This is a genomic window from Rhodanobacter sp. ANJX3 (assembly GCF_014200755.1).
In the GTDB taxonomy this organism is placed as follows: Bacteria; Pseudomonadota; Gammaproteobacteria; order Xanthomonadales; family Rhodanobacteraceae; genus Rhodanobacter.
Genome location: NZ_JACHCM010000005.1, coordinates 289,223 through 305,328, shown reverse-complemented (window position 1 = coordinate 305,328; position 16,106 = coordinate 289,223). Strand labels below are relative to the sequence as shown.

The window sequence follows — 16,106 nt, the reverse complement described above, 5'->3', positions numbered from 1 at the left end:
TCACGTTACAACTGTTGCGTATCGCCCTAAATCACGCCGCTTCGTGGTGGAACTGCGCTTCTTCGGTCGAGCCGGTCAGCGCCGTGGTGGAGGATTGACCCTGCTGGATCGCCTGGGTCACCTGATCGAAGTAACCGGTGCCCACCTCGCGCTGATGCTTCACCGCCGTGAAGCCGCGATCGGCCGCCGCAAACTCCTTCTCCTGCAGTTCGACGAAGGCGCTCATCTGGCGGCGCGCGTAGCCGTGCGCCAGATCGAACATGCCGTAGTTGAGGCTGTGGAAGCCGGCCAGGGTGATGAACTGGAACTTGTAGCCCATCTTGCCCAGTTCGATCTGGTAGCTGGCGATGGTTGCGTCGTCAAGATTCTTCTTCCAGTTGAAGCTCGGCGAGCAGTTGTAGGCCAGCATCTTGCCCGGGAACTTGGCATGGATGGCCTCGGCAAACTTCCGCGCGTCGTCCAGGTTCGGCTTGCTGGTTTCGCACCAGATCAGGTCGGCGTAGGGCGCATAGGCCAGGCCTCTGCTGATCGCCTGGTCGAGGCCCGGACGTACGCGATAAAAGCCTTCGACCGTGCGCTCGCCGGTGATGAAATCCTTGTCGTTGGCATCGACGTCGGAGGTCAGCAGATCGGCCGCATCGGCGTCGGTGCGAGCCACCAGCAAGGTCGGCACGCCGCAGACGTCGGCGGCCAGGCGCGCGGCGTTGAGCTTGTCGACGGCCTCGCGGGTCGGCACCAGCACCTTGCCGCCCATGTGGCCGCACTTCTTCACCGAGGCCAGCTGGTCTTCGAAATGCACGCCGGCGGCGCCCGCCTCGATCATCGCCTTCATCAGCTCGAACGCGTTCAGCACGCCACCGAAACCGGCTTCGGCATCGGCCACGATCGGCACCAGCCAGTCGGTGTCGTCCTTGCCTTCCGCGTGATGCAGCTGGTCGGCGCGCAGCAAGGTGTTGTTGATCTTCTTCACCACCAGCGGCACCGAGTTGGCCGGGTACAGCGACTGGTCGGGATACATTTCGCCGGCGACGTTGGCATCGGCAGCCACCTGCCAGCCACTTAGGTAGATCGCCTTGAGGCCGGCTTTGACTTGCTGCATGGCCTGGTTGCCGGTCAGTGCGCCCAGCGCATTGACGAAGTCTTCCTTGTGCAGTGAGGTCCACAGGCGCTCGGCGCCGCGGCGGGCCAGCGTGTGCTCGACGCCGATGGTGCCGCGCAGGCGCACCACGTCTTCGGCGGAGTAGTTGCGCTCGATGCCGGCCCAGCGGGGGTTGGTTTTCCAGTCCTGCGAGATCTGTTCAGCGGTTGGCAGTGTGTTGCTCATGACGTGCTCCATACAAAGGTGAGACGAGGCGGCTCAGGCGAGCTGTTCGTAGGCGGGCAGGGTGAGGAAATCGCCGAGCTGGTCGGCATGCGTCAGGGTGGAAATCAAGGCGGCGGCGGCCGCAGCGTGTGCGGCGCCGGGGAAATCGCTTTCGCCCACGCGGTGCGTGTGGGCAGCGAGGATCTGGTCAAACAGGGCGAAGTCGATCGGTGCGTGATCGGGAAACTCCAGGCCGCCGTGATGCAGCCACTGCCACAGCTGGGCACGGGCGATCTCGGCGGTGGCGGCGTCTTCCATCAGGTTGTGGATGGGCACGCAGCCGAGGCCGTCCATCCAGGCAGCGGTATAGCGCAGGCACACTTCGATGTTGTTCTCGAATCCCTCGCGGCTGATCGTGCCCAGGCACGGCTCGATCAGCTGGTCGCGGGTCACGTGGACGTCGCTGCGCAACACGTCGAGCTGGTTGGGCGTCGGCATGTGCTCGTCGAAGATGTCCTGCGCGACCGGCACCAGCGCCGGATGCGCGACCCAAGTGCCATCGTGGCCGGCTTTCACTTCGCGCAGCTTGTCCGCGCGCACCTTGGCCATCGCCGCCTCGTTGGCGGCATCGTCACCCTTGATCGGAATCTGTGCGGCCATGCCACCCATCGCGAACGCGCCGCGGCGATGGCAGGTCTTGATCAGCAGCTCCGAATAGTTCTTCAGGAACGGCACCGTCATCAGCACCTGGCCGCGCTCCGGCAGCAGACGGTCGCGGTGACCGCGCAGCGTTTTCAGGTACGAGAAGATGTAATCCCAGCGGCCGCAGTTGAGTCCGACCACGCGGCCGCGCAGCGCGTGCAGGATCTCGTCCATCTGGAACACGGCCGGCAGCGTCTCGATCAGCACGGTGGCCTTCATCGTGCCGGTCGGCAGGTTCAGTTCGGCTTCGGCCACCGCCATCACGTCGTCCCACAGCGCGGCTTCTTCCATCGCCTCGAGCTTGGGCAGATAAAAGTACGGGCCGAGGTCGCGCTGGTGCAGTGCCCTGGCGTTGTGGAAAACATATAGGCCGAAGTCGACCAGCGCGCCGGCCATGATCTCGCCGTCGACGGTGACGTGGCGCTCCGGCAGGTGCCAGCCGCGCGGACGCACGACCAGCACGGCGGGATTTTCCCTGACCGTGTACTGCTTGCCTTCCGGCGAGGTGAAGCCGATGCTGCCGTCGATCGCGTCGCGTAGATTGACCTGGCCGACCAGCTGATTGGCGAAGGTCGGCGAGGAGGAATCCTCGAAATCGGCCATGAACACCTTGGCGCCCGAGTTCAACGCATTGATGATCATCTTGCGTTCGACCGGCCCGGTGATCTCGACCCGGCGATCCTGCAGGGCGGCCGGAATCGGCGCCACGCGCCAGTCGCCGTCACGGATGGCCTTGGTGTCTTGGCGGAAATCGGGCAGGCCGCCGGCGTCATAGCCGGCCTGGCGCTCGCGCCGGGCGGCAAGCAGGTCCAGGCGACGGTTGTTGAAGCCACGATGCAGCCTGGTCAGAAACGCCAGTGCGGCCGGCGTCAGCACGCTTTCATAACCGGCCCAGTCCGCGTGAATGGCGATGGCGCCGTTATCGGCCGCGCGGATATCGATATTTTCCTTGGGGACTGCCATGACCGCACCTCGTCTTCGTGGGACCTTCAAGCTAGGCTAAGCATCAGTGTTTGACAAAGTGAATGTTTCAATCATATGTATTAGCATTGATAATACATACGCTAACGTATTGAAGAAACGCCATGAAAAAGCCCGCTGTCGCGATGAATGAAGGGAAAACCATACGTAAGCGCACGGTAAAAAAAGCGGGCGCGGGCGACTCAGCCAACGAGCAAAGCGCGGAGCGCTTCTATTACAAGGGCAATCGCCACAAGCAGCTCAAAGCCTTTGTCGCCATGGTGAAACTGGGCTCGTTGACCCGCGCGGCCGAGTCGCTCTACCTCTCGCAGCCAACCATTACCCTTCAATTACAGGCGCTTGAACGCGAACTCGGTGCGAGCTTGGTCGAACGCCGCCGCCGCCGCATCAACCTCACCGATGCAGGCGAAGCCCTGTACGAGCTGGCGCGCCCGCTGGTCGAAGGCTGGGACACGCTGGACCGCGATTTCCAGACGAGGGTGAAAGGCCTGCAGGGCGGTCGTCTGACCATCGCGGCCGGCACCTCGACCATCCAGTACCTGCTGCCCGAGCTGGTGCGGCGCTATCGCGATCGCTATCCGGCCGTGCATCTGCAGCTGGCCAACGTCACCGGCAAGGACGGCCTGGCGATGCTGCGGGCGGACGAGGCGGATTTCGCCGTCGGTTCGATGCTCGACGTCCCCAACGACATCGCGTGGGAACCGGTGCATCACTACGACCCCATGCTGATCATGCCGCTCGATCATCCGCTGGCGGCCAAGGAGAAAATCGCGCTGGAGGATCTGTCGGCCTTCGGCCTCATCCTGCCGCCGCAGCGGCTGTCGACCTATCGTCTGGTCGATCTGGTGTTTCAGCAGCGCCAGGTGCCGTATCACGTGGCGATCGAAGTGGGCGGCTGGGATGTGATCAAGGAATACGTGGCGATGGGGTTGGGCATCTCCATCGTCACCGGCATCTGCATCACCAAGGCCGATGCCGGTCGACTGGCCGTGCGCAACATGAAGCAGTATTTCCCGCAGCGCAGCTACGGTGTGGTGATCCGCAAGGGCAAATTCCTCAGCACCGAGGCGCGCGCCTTCGTCGATCTGATTCGTCCGGGCCTGCTGGCCCGCGACTATGACGAGTCGGGGCACTCCCAGCGCTGAGGATCCTGTTGAAGCTTATTCGGTGTCGCGGTATTTACCGTGATAACCACGGAACAGCGCGCGTATCGCGAGCATGTCGGCGTCGAGGTCGCCGGCCGGATAAAACGGCTGGCCGAGCGTAAAGGTCTTGCTCGGATAGTCGAAAAACACCGGCAGCACCGGCACCTTCGCCGCATAGGCAATACGCAGGAAGCCGGTTTTCCATTGCGTCACCGGTTTGCGCGTGCCCTCGGGCGTGATGCCCAGCCACATGCGCGGCTTGCGGGCAAAGCGCGCGGTCATCTGGCCGACCACGTCGGTCGCTGCGCGGCGGTCGATGGGGATACAGCCGATCGGGCGAAGAATCAGGCCAAGCGGGCTTCGCAGTACCTCGCGCTTGATCATGATGTTGACATCCACGCCGAGCGCCACCTTCATCAGCAATCCCCACACGCCGTCCCAGTAGCTGGAGTGCGGAGCGCCGATGACGATCAGCTTCGGCAGATCGGGAAACTCGCCTAGCAGGCGCCAGCCGCCGAGGTGGAGCAGTCCCCGGCACAGCCAGGGCCAGAAGCGGCTGTCGATGCGCGGTGCCTGCGGCGGCAGCGGCGGTACCGTACTCACTCGGGCGACCACTGGCGCGAGCGGTTCTGCTTGGTCTTGCCGCGCTGCTGCTTGCCGACCAGGCGGCGCTCCTTCGAGGCGCGGGTGGGTTTGGTCGCCAGGCGTTTTTTAGGCGGCACCAGCACGTCGCGAATGATTTCGACCAGCCGCTCGCGCACGTCGTCGCGGTTGCGGCCCTGATCGCGAAAGCGACGGCCCTGTATCACCAGCACGCCATCGCCGGTCAGGCGGCGATCGCGACGCGCCAGCAGGCGCTCCCGTATCGCTTCGGGCAGCGACGGCGAGTGGACGACGTCGAAGCGCAATTCGACCGCGCTCTCGGTGCGGTTCACATGCTGGCCGCCCGGGCCGTCGGCGCGCAAAAAGCGCTCGACCAGCTCGGACTCCGGTACGCTGATGCTGTGGCTGACGATCAACATGCGCGGAGTTTAGCTGGCGCGCGCGTCCGCTGCCGTGGGTGGATCGGGCGGCATGGTGGCCGCGTCAGTGAAATCGTGGTCGAGGGGTGGAAGCGACCAGCCGAACCGCGCCAACAGATCGCTGTATTCGCGATCCAACGCAGCGTCGATGACCATCGGCCGCCCGTCCAGCGGATGCGCAAACCGCAGTCGCCGCGCATGCAGCAGCATGCGGTGGCAGCCGAAATACTGCTTGTACAGGCGGTTGTGATCGCCGCGGCCGTGCTGGCAGTCGCCGATCACCGGATGGTGGATATGCGCCAGATGCTTGCGGATCTGGCGGAAGCGCCCCGTCAGCGGCTCGGCCTGAACCAGCGCATAGCGCTGCTGCGGATAGCGGCCCAGCTCGATCGGCACCTCGATCGTCGCCAACCGCTGATAACGGGTGCTGGCCTCGCGTCGCGGCCCGGTTTCGCGCGAACCCGGCAGCGCATAGTCGATCAGCCCTTCCTCGGGCTCCGGCCAGCCGCGCACCACGGCGAGATACTGCTTGCGCACCGAGCGCCCCATGAACTGCTCGCCGAGCGCGGCGGCCATCTCACTGGAGCGGGCGATCAATAACACACCGCTGGTGGCGCGATCCAGCCGGTGCGCAAGGTAGACGTTGCCACCGAGCTGCTCGCGCAGCCGGTCGATCAAAAATTCCTCGGCGTTGCCGACCATCTTCGATCGGTGCACCGCCAGACCAGCCGGCTTGTTGACGGCGATCAGCGCCTCGTCCTGATACAGAATCTCGATCATCTGCAACAATCAGCGCGAGCGCGGCCAGCCGACGGCAAAGGCGATCAGTCCGGCGATGCTCTCAAGCATGGGCGGCAGCGAGCCGTGCTGCGGCGCCAGCGTCCACAGCAGGGCTGCGCTGATCATCAGCGAGCTGCCGAGCAGGCTGCAGGCGATGAGCCGCTGCTGCTGGCGGGCACTGTCCTGCTGCAGTTTCAGCCACTGTGGATCGGGCACGCTGCGCTGTTCACCGCGACCGAGCTGGCGCAGCGCGTCGCGCACGAGCTCGGGAAACTGCGGAGCGTCGTGCAGCCACACCGGCAGGCGTTTGCGCGCTTCGCGCAACGTGCGCAGCGGACTGTAGCGTTCGCGCAGGATGCGCTTGAGCACCGGATGCGCCACCGCCCAGATGTCGATGTCCGGATCGAGCAGGCGGCCGACGCCTTCGATATTCAGCAGGGTCTTCTGCAGCAGGATCAGCTGCGGCTGCAGGGTCAGCTCGAAGCGCTGGGCGGTGCGGAAAAGCTTCACGACGAGGTCGGCGAGCGAAATCTGCGACAGCGGCCGGGTGAAGTAGGGCTCGCACACCGTGCGAATCGCGGCCTCCAGTTCATCGATCCGCAGATTTGCCGGCATCCAGCCGGCTTCCACGTGCAGCTGCGCGATGCGCGCGTAATCGCGCTCGAACAGCGCGATGAAATTCTGCGCCAGAAAATACTGGTCGGTTTCCGGCAGCGATCCCATGATGCCGAAGTCGAGCGCGATGAAGCGTGGCTCTTCCAGCCGCGCGGGGTCAACCCAGATATTGCCCGGGTGCGCGTCGGCGTGAAAAAAATTGTCGCGAAACACCTGCTCGTAGAAAATCCGCACGCCCTTGACGGCCAGCTTCTTGCGATCGAGTCCCGCCGCGTCGATGGCCGCCACGTCGTCGGTGCTGATGCCGTAGACGCGCTCCAGCGTCAGCACGCGCTCGGCCGTCAGGTCCCAATACACGGCCGGCACGTAGAGGTCGAAACCGCTGGCGAAGTTGCGCTTGAGCAGGCTGGCGCTGGCGCCTTCGCGCTGAAGGTCGAGCTCGTTCTCGAGCATCTTCTCGACTTCGGCCACGATTTCCAGCGGGCGTATCTTGTCGGCCCTCGGATGCCAGCGCTGCGCCAGCTCGGCCAGCGAACGCAGCAGGCGCACGTCGCGCGCGATCCGTCGATCGATGCCCGGCCGCAACACCTTGACCACGACCTTGCTGCCGTCGTGCAGTGTCGCGGCATGCACCTGGGCGATCGACGCCGAGGCCAGCGGCGTTTCATCAAAATGGCCGTATAGAAGGCCAATCGGCGACTTGAGTTCACGCTCGACGATGGCGCGCGCCTCGCTGCCAGGAAACGGCTCGACCCGATCCTGCAGCAGCGACAGCTCGTCGGCGATGTCCGCTGGAATCAGGTCGCGTCGCGTCGACATTACCTGGCCGGCTTTGACGAAGATCGGCCCCAGCTCGGTCATCGCCAGCCGCAGGCGTTCGCCGCGCGACAGCGGGCCAACGTCCACGCGCGGTTTGGCAGCGAGCGGACGGAAGAACTTCAGCGGATTGACGCCCTTTTCCTCGCCGACCATTTCGTCGACGCGGTACGCCAGCAAGATCGAGATGACCCGCAGCAGGCCCGGCACCACGCGCAGGGGCATCATGCGGCGTTGTCCTGCAGGCGGCGAGCCAGCCGCTGCACGCGCGATTCCAGTCGCTCGCTGCGCTCGCGCAGCGTATCCACTCCGTCGAGAAAGCCTTCGACTTCGCCCGGTGCCAGTGCGAGACGAGACTCTTCGCGCAGCCAGTCGGCGCTGTCTTCGGTCAGGTGTGCGGCGGTTTCCTTCGCGTGGGCGAGCGCTTTGCGCACGGCCTTGGCGATGGGTACGCCGAGCACATCGCCGAAGGTGCGCGCAAACGCCTCTTCGAAATCGGGCGCGAAGGCGGTAGAGAGTTTTTCCAGTCGACGCGCCAGCTCGGCGTCACCGGCAATGTCGACTTTGCCCGGCGAAATGCCGTCATCGTCGCGTTTGAACAGCATCGCCAGCAGGCTGCCCGGCGTGGCGGCAACGCGCAGCTGGCTACCGGATGCGTTTTCGTCCGGCGGACCGACTTTCAGATGTCCATCTTCCACGGTGACGGCCAACGCGATTTCCGGTCCGCGAAGATGCAGCAATACGCGGCGACCGTTCAGCGCGATCAGCCGCTGCTGCGTATCCGGATCCAGCGACAGCGTATGGTTCAGCGCAGTTTCCAGCGCGCGGCCGGCGAGTCGGCGCAGCGGTGGCGGCAGCCAGGAGTTGGGAGTGGCGTCGGTCATCCGGCGATTGTAGCCGGCCAGCCGTGTTCAGACCTGCATCGCGCCATCGAAGCCCAGCTGCCGCCATGCTTCGTATACGGCAATGGCCACGGTGTTGGACAGGTTGAGGCTGCGGCTATCGGGGCGCATGGGCAGGCGCAGACGTCGTTCGGCGGGTATCGCTTCGAGCACGTCAGCCGGCAGGCCGGCGGTTTCGCAGCCGAACAGCAGCGCATCGCCTGCGGCAAAACGCGCGTCCACATGGGCGACCCGGCCCTTGGTGGTGAAGGCAAACACGCGTGGCTGGCCGATGGACTCAAGGCAAGTAGCAAGGTCGTCATGCACCTTGAGGCTGGCGTACTCGTGATAATCCAGCCCGGCGCGGCGCAGGCGCGCATCGTCCAGTTCGAAGCCCAGCGGGCGGATCAGATGCAGCGCGGCGCCGGTATTCGCACACAGGCGAATCACGTTGCCGGTGTTCGGCGGAATCTCGGGACGGAAGAGGATGACTTGCAGCATCCGCCCATTATCGCTTAGCCCGACGCGTATCGCGGCTAGGCAGCATCCGACAGACTCAGCCGTGCACTGCGGGGCAAACAACACCGTCGGGCTTCATCGCGCACGCGGTCGGTGCCGTCAGCAGGGCGCTGGCCACTCGATTGCCATTGGCATGCTGCAAACCCTGCGGTCGGGCATTCAACATGGCACCCATGATCAGCGCGCACACGGCGAAGCACGCAACGAACAGGCCGCGAAGCATAAAGGTTTCAAATTTCATGGCGTTTCTCCTGGGAAAAGGCCGGTTGGCCTGTACCCAGATATGGCAATCGCCGTGCCAACCGGTGCGATGGCTGCGAAGCCCCGCTGCAGCTGGCTTTTCGTGTTTTGGCATGATGCGGGGCCGTTGTCCGCGGACAGCGGACGGACGCTTCCCGAACAGAGCTCCGGACACGTTTTCGACCAACCCGAGGCGAGTGGCGCGAGCAACGAAAAGTCGGCTTGAAAAATCTGGCCGTAAGCTATTGCGGACGCATCCCCTCGCCGATAGCCTCGACGGTCTTCATCCACGCAACAAGGAGTACGACCGTGGCACGAAAATCCCTGGCTCTCGCGATCGTCGGCCTGCTAGCTCTCGCCGGTGGCAGCATGCTTCCCGCGGCCGCATCGGCGAATAACGAGGCGGCGCTGCAAATTCCGGACATTGCTTACACACGCTTCGTGTTGCCCAACGGCCTCACCGTGGTCGTGCATGAGGATCACAAGGCGCCCGTGGTCGCGGTTGGCATCTGGTATCACATCGGCTCGGCCGATGAGCCCGCGGGCAAGACCGGTTTTGCGCACCTGTTCGAGCACCTGATGTTTTCCGGCTCGGAGAATCACAAGGGCACCTATTTCCAGCCGTTCGAACTGGCCGGCGCCACCGACCAGAACGGCACGACCTGGTTTGATCGCACCAATTACTTTGAAACGGTTCCGACCACCGCGCTTGATATGGCGCTGTGGATGGAGTCCGATCGCATGGGTCACCTGCTTGGCGCGATCGGCCAGAAGGAGCTGGACACCCAGCGCGGCGTCGTGCAGAACGAAAAGAGGCAGGGCGAAAACCGTCCCTACGGTCGCGTGGACGAAAACATCCTGGCCAAGACCTATCCGGCCAACCATCCGTACCACCACGACACCATCGGCTCGATGGACGATCTCAATGCCGCGTCGCTGGATGACGTCAAACAGTGGTTCCAGAGCAACTACGGCGCCGCCAACACCACGCTGGTGCTGGCTGGCGACATCACCGTGGCGCAGGCAAAGCAGAAGGCGGCCGAATATTTCGGCGATATTCCGGCCGGGCCGCCCGTAGCGCGCCAGCAGCCGTGGATCACGCCGCTGGCCGCGTCGACCCGCGGCGTGCAGCACGATCACGTGGCGCAGCCGCGCATCACGCGTACCTGGGTGGTGCCGCAGCTGGGTACCGATGCGGCGATCCAGCTCAATCTCGCGTCGACCGTGCTCGGCGGCGGCAAAACTTCGCGGCTCTACCAGCGCCTCGTTTATCAGGACAAGCTGGTGGACGACGTATCCGCCAGCCTCAGCGATTTTGCGCTGGCGAATCAGTTCCAGATTCAGGCCGATGTGAAGCAGGGCGTCGACCCGGCCATGGTCGAGGCGGTGATCGCCGAAGAGCTGAAAAAATTTCTCGCCGACGGTCCGACCCAGGACGAACTGGACCGCGCCAAAGTGGCCAGCCGTGCCAACTTCATCCGCGGCCTGGAGAAAGTGGGTGGCTTCAGCGGCAAGGCGGTGATTCTGGCGCAGGGGCAGGTGTATCGCGGTGATCCTGGCGCGTACAAAAAGGATCTGGCGCGCACCGCTGGCGCGAGCATCGCCAGCGTCAAGCAGGCAGCCGATCAGTGGCTGAGCAAGGGCGATTACGAGCTGACCGTGCTGCCCGCCGGCAAGAATTTCGATCCCGCGGTCGAAGACAAGGCTGTAGTCGGCCTGAGTGACGCCGCCAATCGTCCGGCACCGCTGCTGCCGCCGAAGCGGGCATACAGCGTGGGCAAGTCGCTGGTCGATCGCCGCAAGGGCGTGCCCGAGGTCAGCCAGTTTCCTGCGCTGAGCTTTCCCCCGCTGGAACGCGGCAAGTTGAAGAACGGTATCGAGGTGATTCTGGCCGAACGCCACACCATTCCGGTGACTCAGGTCGAGCTGCTGTTCGACAGTGGATACGCGGCGGATCGGGGTCACAAGCTTGGCACCGCCAGCTTCACCTCGACGCTGATGAACGAGAGCACCAAGGATCTCGATTCGGTCGAAATCGCCAAGCGCCGTCAGCGTCTGGGTGCCATGACCTCGGTGGGCTGCGGTTTGGACACCTGCTCCGCGTCGCTCGACACGCTTAACGATCAGCTGCAGCCATCGCTGACGCTGTTCGCCGACATCGTGCGCCATCCGGCGTTCAATAACGGCGACATCGAGCGCGTGCGGGGTCAGTGGCTGGCCGGCATCGCACAGGAAAAGACTCAGCCGATTGGCCTGGCGCTGCGCACGCTGCCGCCGCTTCTCTACGGCAGCCAGCACGCCTACGGCATTCCGTTCACCGGTACGGGCAGCGAGGCGGCGATCCGTTCGCTCACGGCGGCGGATCTGGGCACCTTTCAGCAGGACTGGCTGCGGCCGGACAACGTGAGAATCCTGGTCGCCGGCGACACCACGCTGGCCAAGATCATTCCGCAGCTCGACGCGGCCTTCGGGGACTGGAAGGCGCCCGAGTCCGCCGTGCCGAAAAAGAACGTGACCGCCGTGGCGGCGCAGCCCAAACCGCGCGTGTTTCTGATCAATCGGGCCGATGCGCCGCAGTCGCTGATTCTCGCCGGTCTGCTGGCGCCTTCGTCAAAGGCTGTCGACGATTTGGCCATCCAGACGGCCAATGGCGCCTTCGGTGGCACCTTCACCTCACGGCTCAACATGAACCTGCGCGAAGACAAACGCTGGGCCTACGGCGCACAGAGCCTGCTGATGGACGCGCAAGGCCAGCGGCCGTTCCTATTTTACGCGCCGGTGCAGACCGACAAAACGGCCGAGTCCGCTGCCGAGGTGCTGAAGGAGGCGCGTGCGGTGATTGCCGACAAGCCGCTGACCGATGCCGAAGTCGCCAAGATCAAGGATCAAAGCATCCGCTCGCTGCCGGGCAGCTACGAAACCACCGGCGACGTGCTCGGTGCGATGCAGGGCATCGTGCTTTACGACCGACCCGATGACTACGTCCAGACGATGAAATCGCGCTTGGAAGGCATCAGCCCCGCGGCGGCCGAGACAGCGATCAAGGAGATCGTGAAACCCGACGCGATGACCTGGGTGATCGTCGGTGATCTGAAAAAAATCGAGGCGCCGGTGCGCGCGCTGAATCTGGGCGAGGTGCAGGTAATCGACGGCGATGGTCAGCCGGTGCACTGACGCAGCGTCGTTTTTTCAGCGTCGATCACCCGCCACATGGTCGCCGCTGCGCGGAAGGTTGGTGCGGCGGCGATCAAGCGATATGGCGGCGTGCTAGGTTAGGATGCAGCCCGGGCGTTGAACCGCCCTGCCTTCATTCGTCGACCCATCGCGGAGCATGTCATGCGCAAGACCCTGTTGTTGCTCGTTCCGGTACTGCTGAGCGCCTGCACCTACGGCATCACGCTGGATGATGCGGCCAAGAACGTGCGTACGGCGTGGGGTGGCGATGTGTCGGGTTGCCGCGATATGGGCAAGGTCACCGTGTCCGTGCAGGATCACATTGGTCCGGTGGATCGCAACAACATCACCGTACGCGACGAGCTGGAAGTGCTGGCGCGCAATCAGGCGGCCGAGCTGCACGCCGACACCATCAAGCCGCTGGCCGATCCGACCGACGGCTCGCAGCCGTGGGGCGCCTACCAGTGCGGTTCGCGCCCGATCAACCCGCAGGCGCGTCCGCCGGCAGCGCCGAACAACGGCGCTTCGCCGCCGGGCAACGCACAGACCTTTCCGGTCCACGGCGGCTGAAGCGCTTGTCTGCATCGTCATGCTCGGGCGGCGTGTGGCGCTGCAGGCGTGCTGCTGACCGCAGGCTTTCATGAACAAGCTGATGAAGGCGCCGCAGCGCCTGGTCAAGCGCATGCTGCCGTTTCGGCAGAAGGCGGCGTCAAAGGCGCTGCTGAGCGCGCTGCCGGCGTTTGCGGTACCGGCCGATGCGATCGAGGTGCTCCCCGATCCCACAGCGTTCCGGCAGACCCTGCTGCGGCAGATTGCGCAGGCCACGCGCCGCATCCTGATCGTGGCGCTGTATCTGCAGGACGACGACGGCGGCCGCGAAGTGCTCGACGCGCTGTACGCGGCGTACGCGAAAAACCCGTCGCTGCAGATCCACATCTTCGTCGACTGGCATCGCGCGCAGCGTGGGCTGATTGGCAAGGCCAAGAGCGAGGGAAACGCCGGCATGTACCGCGAGTACGCCGAGCGCTTCGGGCCGGGCGTGGCGATCTACGGCGTGCCCGTACAGAATCGCGAGCTGTTCGGCGTGCTGCATCTGAAGGGCGTGATCATCGACGATACCGTGCTCTATAGCGGCGCCAGCTTCAACGACGTCTACCTGGCCAAGCAGGGCCGCTATCGCCTCGATCGGTATCATCGGCTGCTGCATCGTGAGTTGGCCGATGCGATGGCCGGTTTCCTGCGCCGGCATTTTGTCGAAAGCGAGGCCGTGCGCCGGTTGAATGTGCCCGACGTGCCGAGCACGCGCAGCCTGTATCCGGCCATCCGCACGTTGCGCGACGATTTGCAGGGCGCCCGCTACGATGTGCCGCACGATGCGCTGGGCCACGCGGATGTGGCGGTGACGCCGCTGCTGGGATTCGGTCGCGCGGACAACCTGCTCAACGACGTGTTGCTGGCGCTGCTGCGCGGCGCGCGTCGGCGGGTGATTCTGCTGACGCCGTATTTCAACCTGCCGCGACCGGTGCGGCTGGTGATCGGCCAACTGCTGCGCCGCGGCTGCGAGATCCACATCATGGTCGGCGACAAGACAGCCAACGATTTCTATATTCCGCCGCCGCAGCCGTTTCGCACCATCGGCCTGTTGCCGTATCTGTACGAAAACAACCTGCGGCGCTTCGCGCGTGCGCATCGCAAGCAGATGGCCAGCGGCCAGCTGAATATTTACCTGTGGCGCGACGGCGACAACAGCTACCACCTCAAGGGCGTGTTGATCGACGACGATGTGGCCGTCATCACAGGCAACAATTTCAATCCGCGCGCGTGGGCGCTGGATCTCGAAAACGGCCTGCTGCTGCGCGACCCGGGCCACCTGCTCACGGCTAAACACGAAGCGGAATGGGCGGCATTGCGACAGCACGCCGTGCGGCTCACGGACGATCTCGCGCTGGAAAGCACGCGCAGTTACCCGGCCGAAGTGCGCAAGAATCTGAAGCGGCTCAACCGCACGCGGCTGGACCGGCTGGTCAACCGAATCATGTAAAGGTCTTTCGCTTAGCGCGTTCTCGCGTTGACCAGGCGATCCAGCCGCATGCCAAGCCAGCGATCCACGTCCGGCCATTCGTCGGCGAGGATGCTGTAGCAGACGGTGTTACGCAGCGTGCCATCGGGGCGGCGCTTGTGCGCCCGCAGTACGCCGTCGCGCTGTGCGCCCAGCCGTTCGATCGCGCGCTGCGAATCGAGGTTGCGATGGTCGGTGTGAAACTCCACCGCCACGCAGTGGATCGTCTCGAACGCATGGCGCAGCAGCAGGCGTTTGCAGGCGGTGTTGAGATGGCTTTTCTGCCAGCTTTTGGCGTACCAGGTGTAGCCGATCGCCAGCCGCGGCAGCTCCGGTGCCATGTCGTAATAGCGGCTGGTGCCGACGATCGCGCCGCTGGTTTTTTCGCGAATCGCGAACGGCAGCATCAGGCCGTCGGCGTGGCCCTTGAGCGCGGCTTCGATATAAGCGTGTGCTTTACCCGGCGCCGGCGCGCTGGTGAACCACAACTTCCACAACTCGCCATCGGCGGCGGCCGCTTCGAGTGCTCTGACGTGATCGAGGCTGAGCGGCTCGAGCGCGACGTGATCGTCCTGCAGCGTGATCGGGGCGAGTGGTGGCATCGGTAGTCCTTGAGAGAAGCCGTGCTCGAGCGAGTGCGGCGGCGACCTTATTCCGGTCATGCATCCAGGTCGGGAATCAGCTTGCTTTCGAGCCGGGCAATGCTGTCTTTCAGCAGCAGCTTGCGTTTCTTCATCCGGGTCAGCTGCAGCTCGTCGCGGCTGAGGCCGGCGGACAGCTGGTGAATCGCCGTATCGAGATCGCGATGTTCTACCCGCAATTCGGCCAACAGGTGAACGATGGCGGCGTGATCCTTGACCTGCATGGCAACGGGCAACGGCTGGGGAGTAAGCCTCCTAGTCTAGCTCCGATCGCTGACGCCGTTTGCTGCAGCGAGGGTGCAAACGGCGGCCGGCTAGAATGAGGTTAATCTTTGCGTTCAACCTGCCGCGCCACGAGTCGCCATGTCTGCTCAACCCGATACCCGCCGTTCGCCCGCCGCCGAGGCCGATAAGCTGGCACGCCGCTTGCGTCATCAGGTCGGGCAGGCGATCGGCGATTTCGGCATGATCGAAGACGGCGACAAGGTGATGGTCTGCCTGTCCGGCGGCAAGGATTCGTACACCCTGCTGGAGATGCTGCTGCAGCTGCAGGCCAAGGCCCCGGTGCGATTCGAGCTGATCGCGGTGAACCTGGACCAGAAGCAGCCGGATTTCCCCGCGCACGTGCTGCCGGATTACCTGCGCGCCCGCGGCGTGCCGTTCCACATCGTCGAACAGGACACCTACAGCACGGTGACGCGGGTGATTCCGGCCGGAAAGACCATGTGCAGCCTGTGCTCGCGCCTGCGCCGCGGCGCGCTTTATACCTGGGCGGCGGCCAACGGCATCAGCAAGATCGCGCTGGGCCATCATCGCGACGATATCCTGGCCACGTTCTTTCTGAACATGTTCTATCAGGCGCAGCTGAAGGCGATGCCGCCCAAACTGCGTTCGGACGATGGCCGCCACGTGGTAATCCGCCCGCTGGCGTACTGCCGCGAGAGCGACATCGCCGACTACGCCGCGCAGCAGCAGTTTCCGATCATTCCCTGCAACCTCTGCGGTTCGCAGGAAAACCTGCAGCGCAAGGCCGTGCAGCGGATGCTGGATGAGTGGGAAACGCAGCAGCCCGGCCGCAGCGAGAACGTTTTTCGCGCGCTGGGCCGCGTGTCGCCTTCGCATCTGGCCGATCGCGCGCTGTTCGATTTTTCCGCCGGAGACATGCATGCTGTGGGTTCGTCCGCGTGGAACGTCGACGCGGCGGGTGAGACGGCATTCTCGTAAGCTT

At 64.5% G+C, this 16,106-nt stretch carries 16 protein-coding genes; 5 read left to right on the top strand and 11 right to left on the bottom strand.

Annotation, left to right across the window (positions count from 1 at the left end):
* Positions 1–31: 31 nt before the first annotated feature.
* Together aceA and aceB are read right to left on the bottom strand one after the other, a co-directional pair.
* On the bottom strand, positions 32–1,324 hold the full coding sequence (gene aceA / locus HDE76_RS15385) for an isocitrate lyase (RefSeq protein ID WP_179478289.1): 1,293 nt from the start codon (positions 1,322–1,324) through the stop codon (positions 32–34).
* A gap of 33 nt (positions 1,325–1,357) precedes the next feature.
* Complete coding sequence (gene aceB, locus HDE76_RS15380) at positions 1,358–2,968, bottom strand: malate synthase A (RefSeq protein ID WP_184508867.1); 1,611 nt, start codon at positions 2,966–2,968, stop codon at positions 1,358–1,360.
* A gap of 122 nt (positions 2,969–3,090) precedes the next feature.
* On the opposite strand from aceB, the gene HDE76_RS15375 reads away from it, so the two are divergent.
* Entirely contained in the window at positions 3,091–4,131 is a 1,041-nt protein-coding gene (locus tag HDE76_RS15375) for a LysR family transcriptional regulator (protein WP_184508865.1), read from the top strand.
* Between the two features lie 15 nt (positions 4,132–4,146).
* Here the strand turns inward: HDE76_RS15375 and HDE76_RS15370 are convergent, their stop codons facing one another.
* From HDE76_RS15370 to HDE76_RS15340, 7 genes are read right to left on the bottom strand one after another with little or no spacing between them, the layout of a single operon-like run.
* Positions 4,147–4,734, bottom strand: a complete 588-nt coding sequence (locus HDE76_RS15370; RefSeq protein WP_179478283.1) for a 1-acyl-sn-glycerol-3-phosphate acyltransferase — start codon at positions 4,732–4,734, stop codon at positions 4,147–4,149.
* Complete coding sequence (gene arfB / locus HDE76_RS15365) at positions 4,731–5,153, bottom strand: alternative ribosome rescue aminoacyl-tRNA hydrolase ArfB (RefSeq protein WP_179478281.1); 423 nt, start codon at positions 5,151–5,153, stop codon at positions 4,731–4,733. The genes HDE76_RS15370 and arfB overlap by 4 nt, the downstream gene beginning before the upstream one ends.
* Positions 5,154–5,162: 9 nt before the next feature.
* Positions 5,163–5,933, bottom strand: coding sequence for a pseudouridine synthase (locus tag HDE76_RS15360; RefSeq protein ID WP_184508863.1), 771 nt, complete (start codon positions 5,931–5,933; stop codon positions 5,163–5,165).
* A 9-nt stretch (positions 5,934–5,942) separates the two neighbouring features.
* Entirely contained in the window at positions 5,943–7,592 is a 1,650-nt protein-coding gene (gene ubiB / locus HDE76_RS15355; RefSeq protein ID WP_184508861.1) for a ubiquinone biosynthesis regulatory protein kinase UbiB, read from the bottom strand.
* Complete coding sequence (locus HDE76_RS15350) at positions 7,589–8,248, bottom strand: SCP2 sterol-binding domain-containing protein (protein ID WP_184508859.1); 660 nt, start codon at positions 8,246–8,248, stop codon at positions 7,589–7,591. Before HDE76_RS15350 ends, ubiB begins: the two co-directional genes overlap by 4 nt.
* 27 nt (positions 8,249–8,275) lie before the next feature.
* The gene (gene trmL, locus HDE76_RS15345; RefSeq protein ID WP_184508857.1) at positions 8,276–8,746 is read right to left on the bottom strand and encodes a tRNA (uridine(34)/cytosine(34)/5-carboxymethylaminomethyluridine(34)-2'-O)-methyltransferase TrmL; all 471 of its coding nucleotides are present in this window, start codon (positions 8,744–8,746) and stop codon (positions 8,276–8,278) included.
* A 55-nt stretch (positions 8,747–8,801) separates the two neighbouring features.
* On the bottom strand, positions 8,802–9,005 hold the full coding sequence (locus HDE76_RS15340) for a hypothetical protein (protein ID WP_179478271.1): 204 nt from the start codon (positions 9,003–9,005) through the stop codon (positions 8,802–8,804).
* Positions 9,006–9,373: 368 nt separating this feature from the next.
* Between HDE76_RS15340 and HDE76_RS15335 the strand changes: the two genes are divergently transcribed.
* The 3 genes from HDE76_RS15335 (at position 9,374) to pssA (ending at position 14,219) form a co-directional block, all read left to right on the top strand.
* On the top strand, positions 9,374–12,178 hold the full coding sequence (locus HDE76_RS15335) for a pitrilysin family protein (RefSeq protein WP_184508982.1): 2,805 nt from the start codon (positions 9,374–9,376) through the stop codon (positions 12,176–12,178).
* Positions 12,179–12,340: 162 nt separating this feature from the next.
* On the top strand, positions 12,341–12,748 hold the full coding sequence (locus tag HDE76_RS15330) for a DUF4156 domain-containing protein (RefSeq protein WP_184508855.1): 408 nt from the start codon (positions 12,341–12,343) through the stop codon (positions 12,746–12,748).
* A gap of 70 nt (positions 12,749–12,818) precedes the next feature.
* The gene (gene pssA, locus HDE76_RS15325; RefSeq protein WP_184508853.1) at positions 12,819–14,219 is read left to right on the top strand and encodes a CDP-diacylglycerol--serine O-phosphatidyltransferase; all 1,401 of its coding nucleotides are present in this window, start codon (positions 12,819–12,821) and stop codon (positions 14,217–14,219) included.
* A gap of 11 nt (positions 14,220–14,230) precedes the next feature.
* Here the strand turns inward: pssA and HDE76_RS15320 are convergent, their stop codons facing one another.
* Positions 14,231–14,839 (bottom strand): GNAT family N-acetyltransferase, encoded by a 609-nt coding sequence (locus tag HDE76_RS15320; RefSeq protein ID WP_184508851.1) that lies wholly within the window; start codon positions 14,837–14,839, stop codon positions 14,231–14,233.
* Between the two features lie 56 nt (positions 14,840–14,895).
* Entirely contained in the window at positions 14,896–15,102 is a 207-nt protein-coding gene (locus tag HDE76_RS15315) for a YdcH family protein (RefSeq protein ID WP_179478264.1), read from the bottom strand.
* 139 nt (positions 15,103–15,241) lie between these two features.
* Here HDE76_RS15315 and ttcA point away from each other — a divergent pair, with 139 nt between their 5' ends.
* Positions 15,242–16,102: a tRNA 2-thiocytidine(32) synthetase TtcA gene (gene ttcA / locus HDE76_RS15310; protein ID WP_184508849.1), complete on the top strand. Its 861-nt coding sequence runs from the start codon at positions 15,242–15,244 to the stop codon at positions 16,100–16,102.
* Positions 16,103–16,106: the final 4 nt, after the last annotated feature.

What these genes read in the sequence shown, in the direction of transcription:
- aceA (WP_179478289.1), bottom strand. Translation starts at nt 1,324, where the DNA reads ATGAGCAACACACTGCCAACCGCTGAACAGATCTCGCAGGACTGGAAA.
- aceB (WP_184508867.1), bottom strand. Translation starts at nt 2,968, where the DNA reads ATGGCAGTCCCCAAGGAAAATATCGATATCCGCGCGGCCGATAACGGC.
- HDE76_RS15375 (WP_184508865.1), top strand. Translation starts at nt 3,091, where the DNA reads ATGAAAAAGCCCGCTGTCGCGATGAATGAAGGGAAAACCATACGTAAG.
- arfB (WP_179478281.1), bottom strand. Translation starts at nt 5,153, where the DNA reads ATGTTGATCGTCAGCCACAGCATCAGCGTACCGGAGTCCGAGCTGGTC.
- HDE76_RS15360 (WP_184508863.1), bottom strand. Translation starts at nt 5,933, where the DNA reads ATGATCGAGATTCTGTATCAGGACGAGGCGCTGATCGCCGTCAACAAG.
- ubiB (WP_184508861.1), bottom strand. Translation starts at nt 7,592, where the DNA reads ATGATGCCCCTGCGCGTGGTGCCGGGCCTGCTGCGGGTCATCTCGATC.
- HDE76_RS15350 (WP_184508859.1), bottom strand. Translation starts at nt 8,248, where the DNA reads ATGACCGACGCCACTCCCAACTCCTGGCTGCCGCCACCGCTGCGCCGA.
- trmL (WP_184508857.1), bottom strand. Translation starts at nt 8,746, where the DNA reads ATGCTGCAAGTCATCCTCTTCCGTCCCGAGATTCCGCCGAACACCGGC.
- HDE76_RS15340 (WP_179478271.1), bottom strand. Translation starts at nt 9,005, where the DNA reads ATGAAATTTGAAACCTTTATGCTTCGCGGCCTGTTCGTTGCGTGCTTC.
- HDE76_RS15335 (WP_184508982.1), top strand. Translation starts at nt 9,374, where the DNA reads ATGCTTCCCGCGGCCGCATCGGCGAATAACGAGGCGGCGCTGCAAATT.
- HDE76_RS15330 (WP_184508855.1), top strand. Translation starts at nt 12,341, where the DNA reads ATGCGCAAGACCCTGTTGTTGCTCGTTCCGGTACTGCTGAGCGCCTGC.
- pssA (WP_184508853.1), top strand. Translation starts at nt 12,819, where the DNA reads ATGAACAAGCTGATGAAGGCGCCGCAGCGCCTGGTCAAGCGCATGCTG.
- HDE76_RS15320 (WP_184508851.1), bottom strand. Translation starts at nt 14,839, where the DNA reads ATGCCACCACTCGCCCCGATCACGCTGCAGGACGATCACGTCGCGCTC.
- HDE76_RS15315 (WP_179478264.1), bottom strand. Translation starts at nt 15,102, where the DNA reads ATGCAGGTCAAGGATCACGCCGCCATCGTTCACCTGTTGGCCGAATTG.
- ttcA (WP_184508849.1), top strand. Translation starts at nt 15,242, where the DNA reads ATGTCTGCTCAACCCGATACCCGCCGTTCGCCCGCCGCCGAGGCCGAT.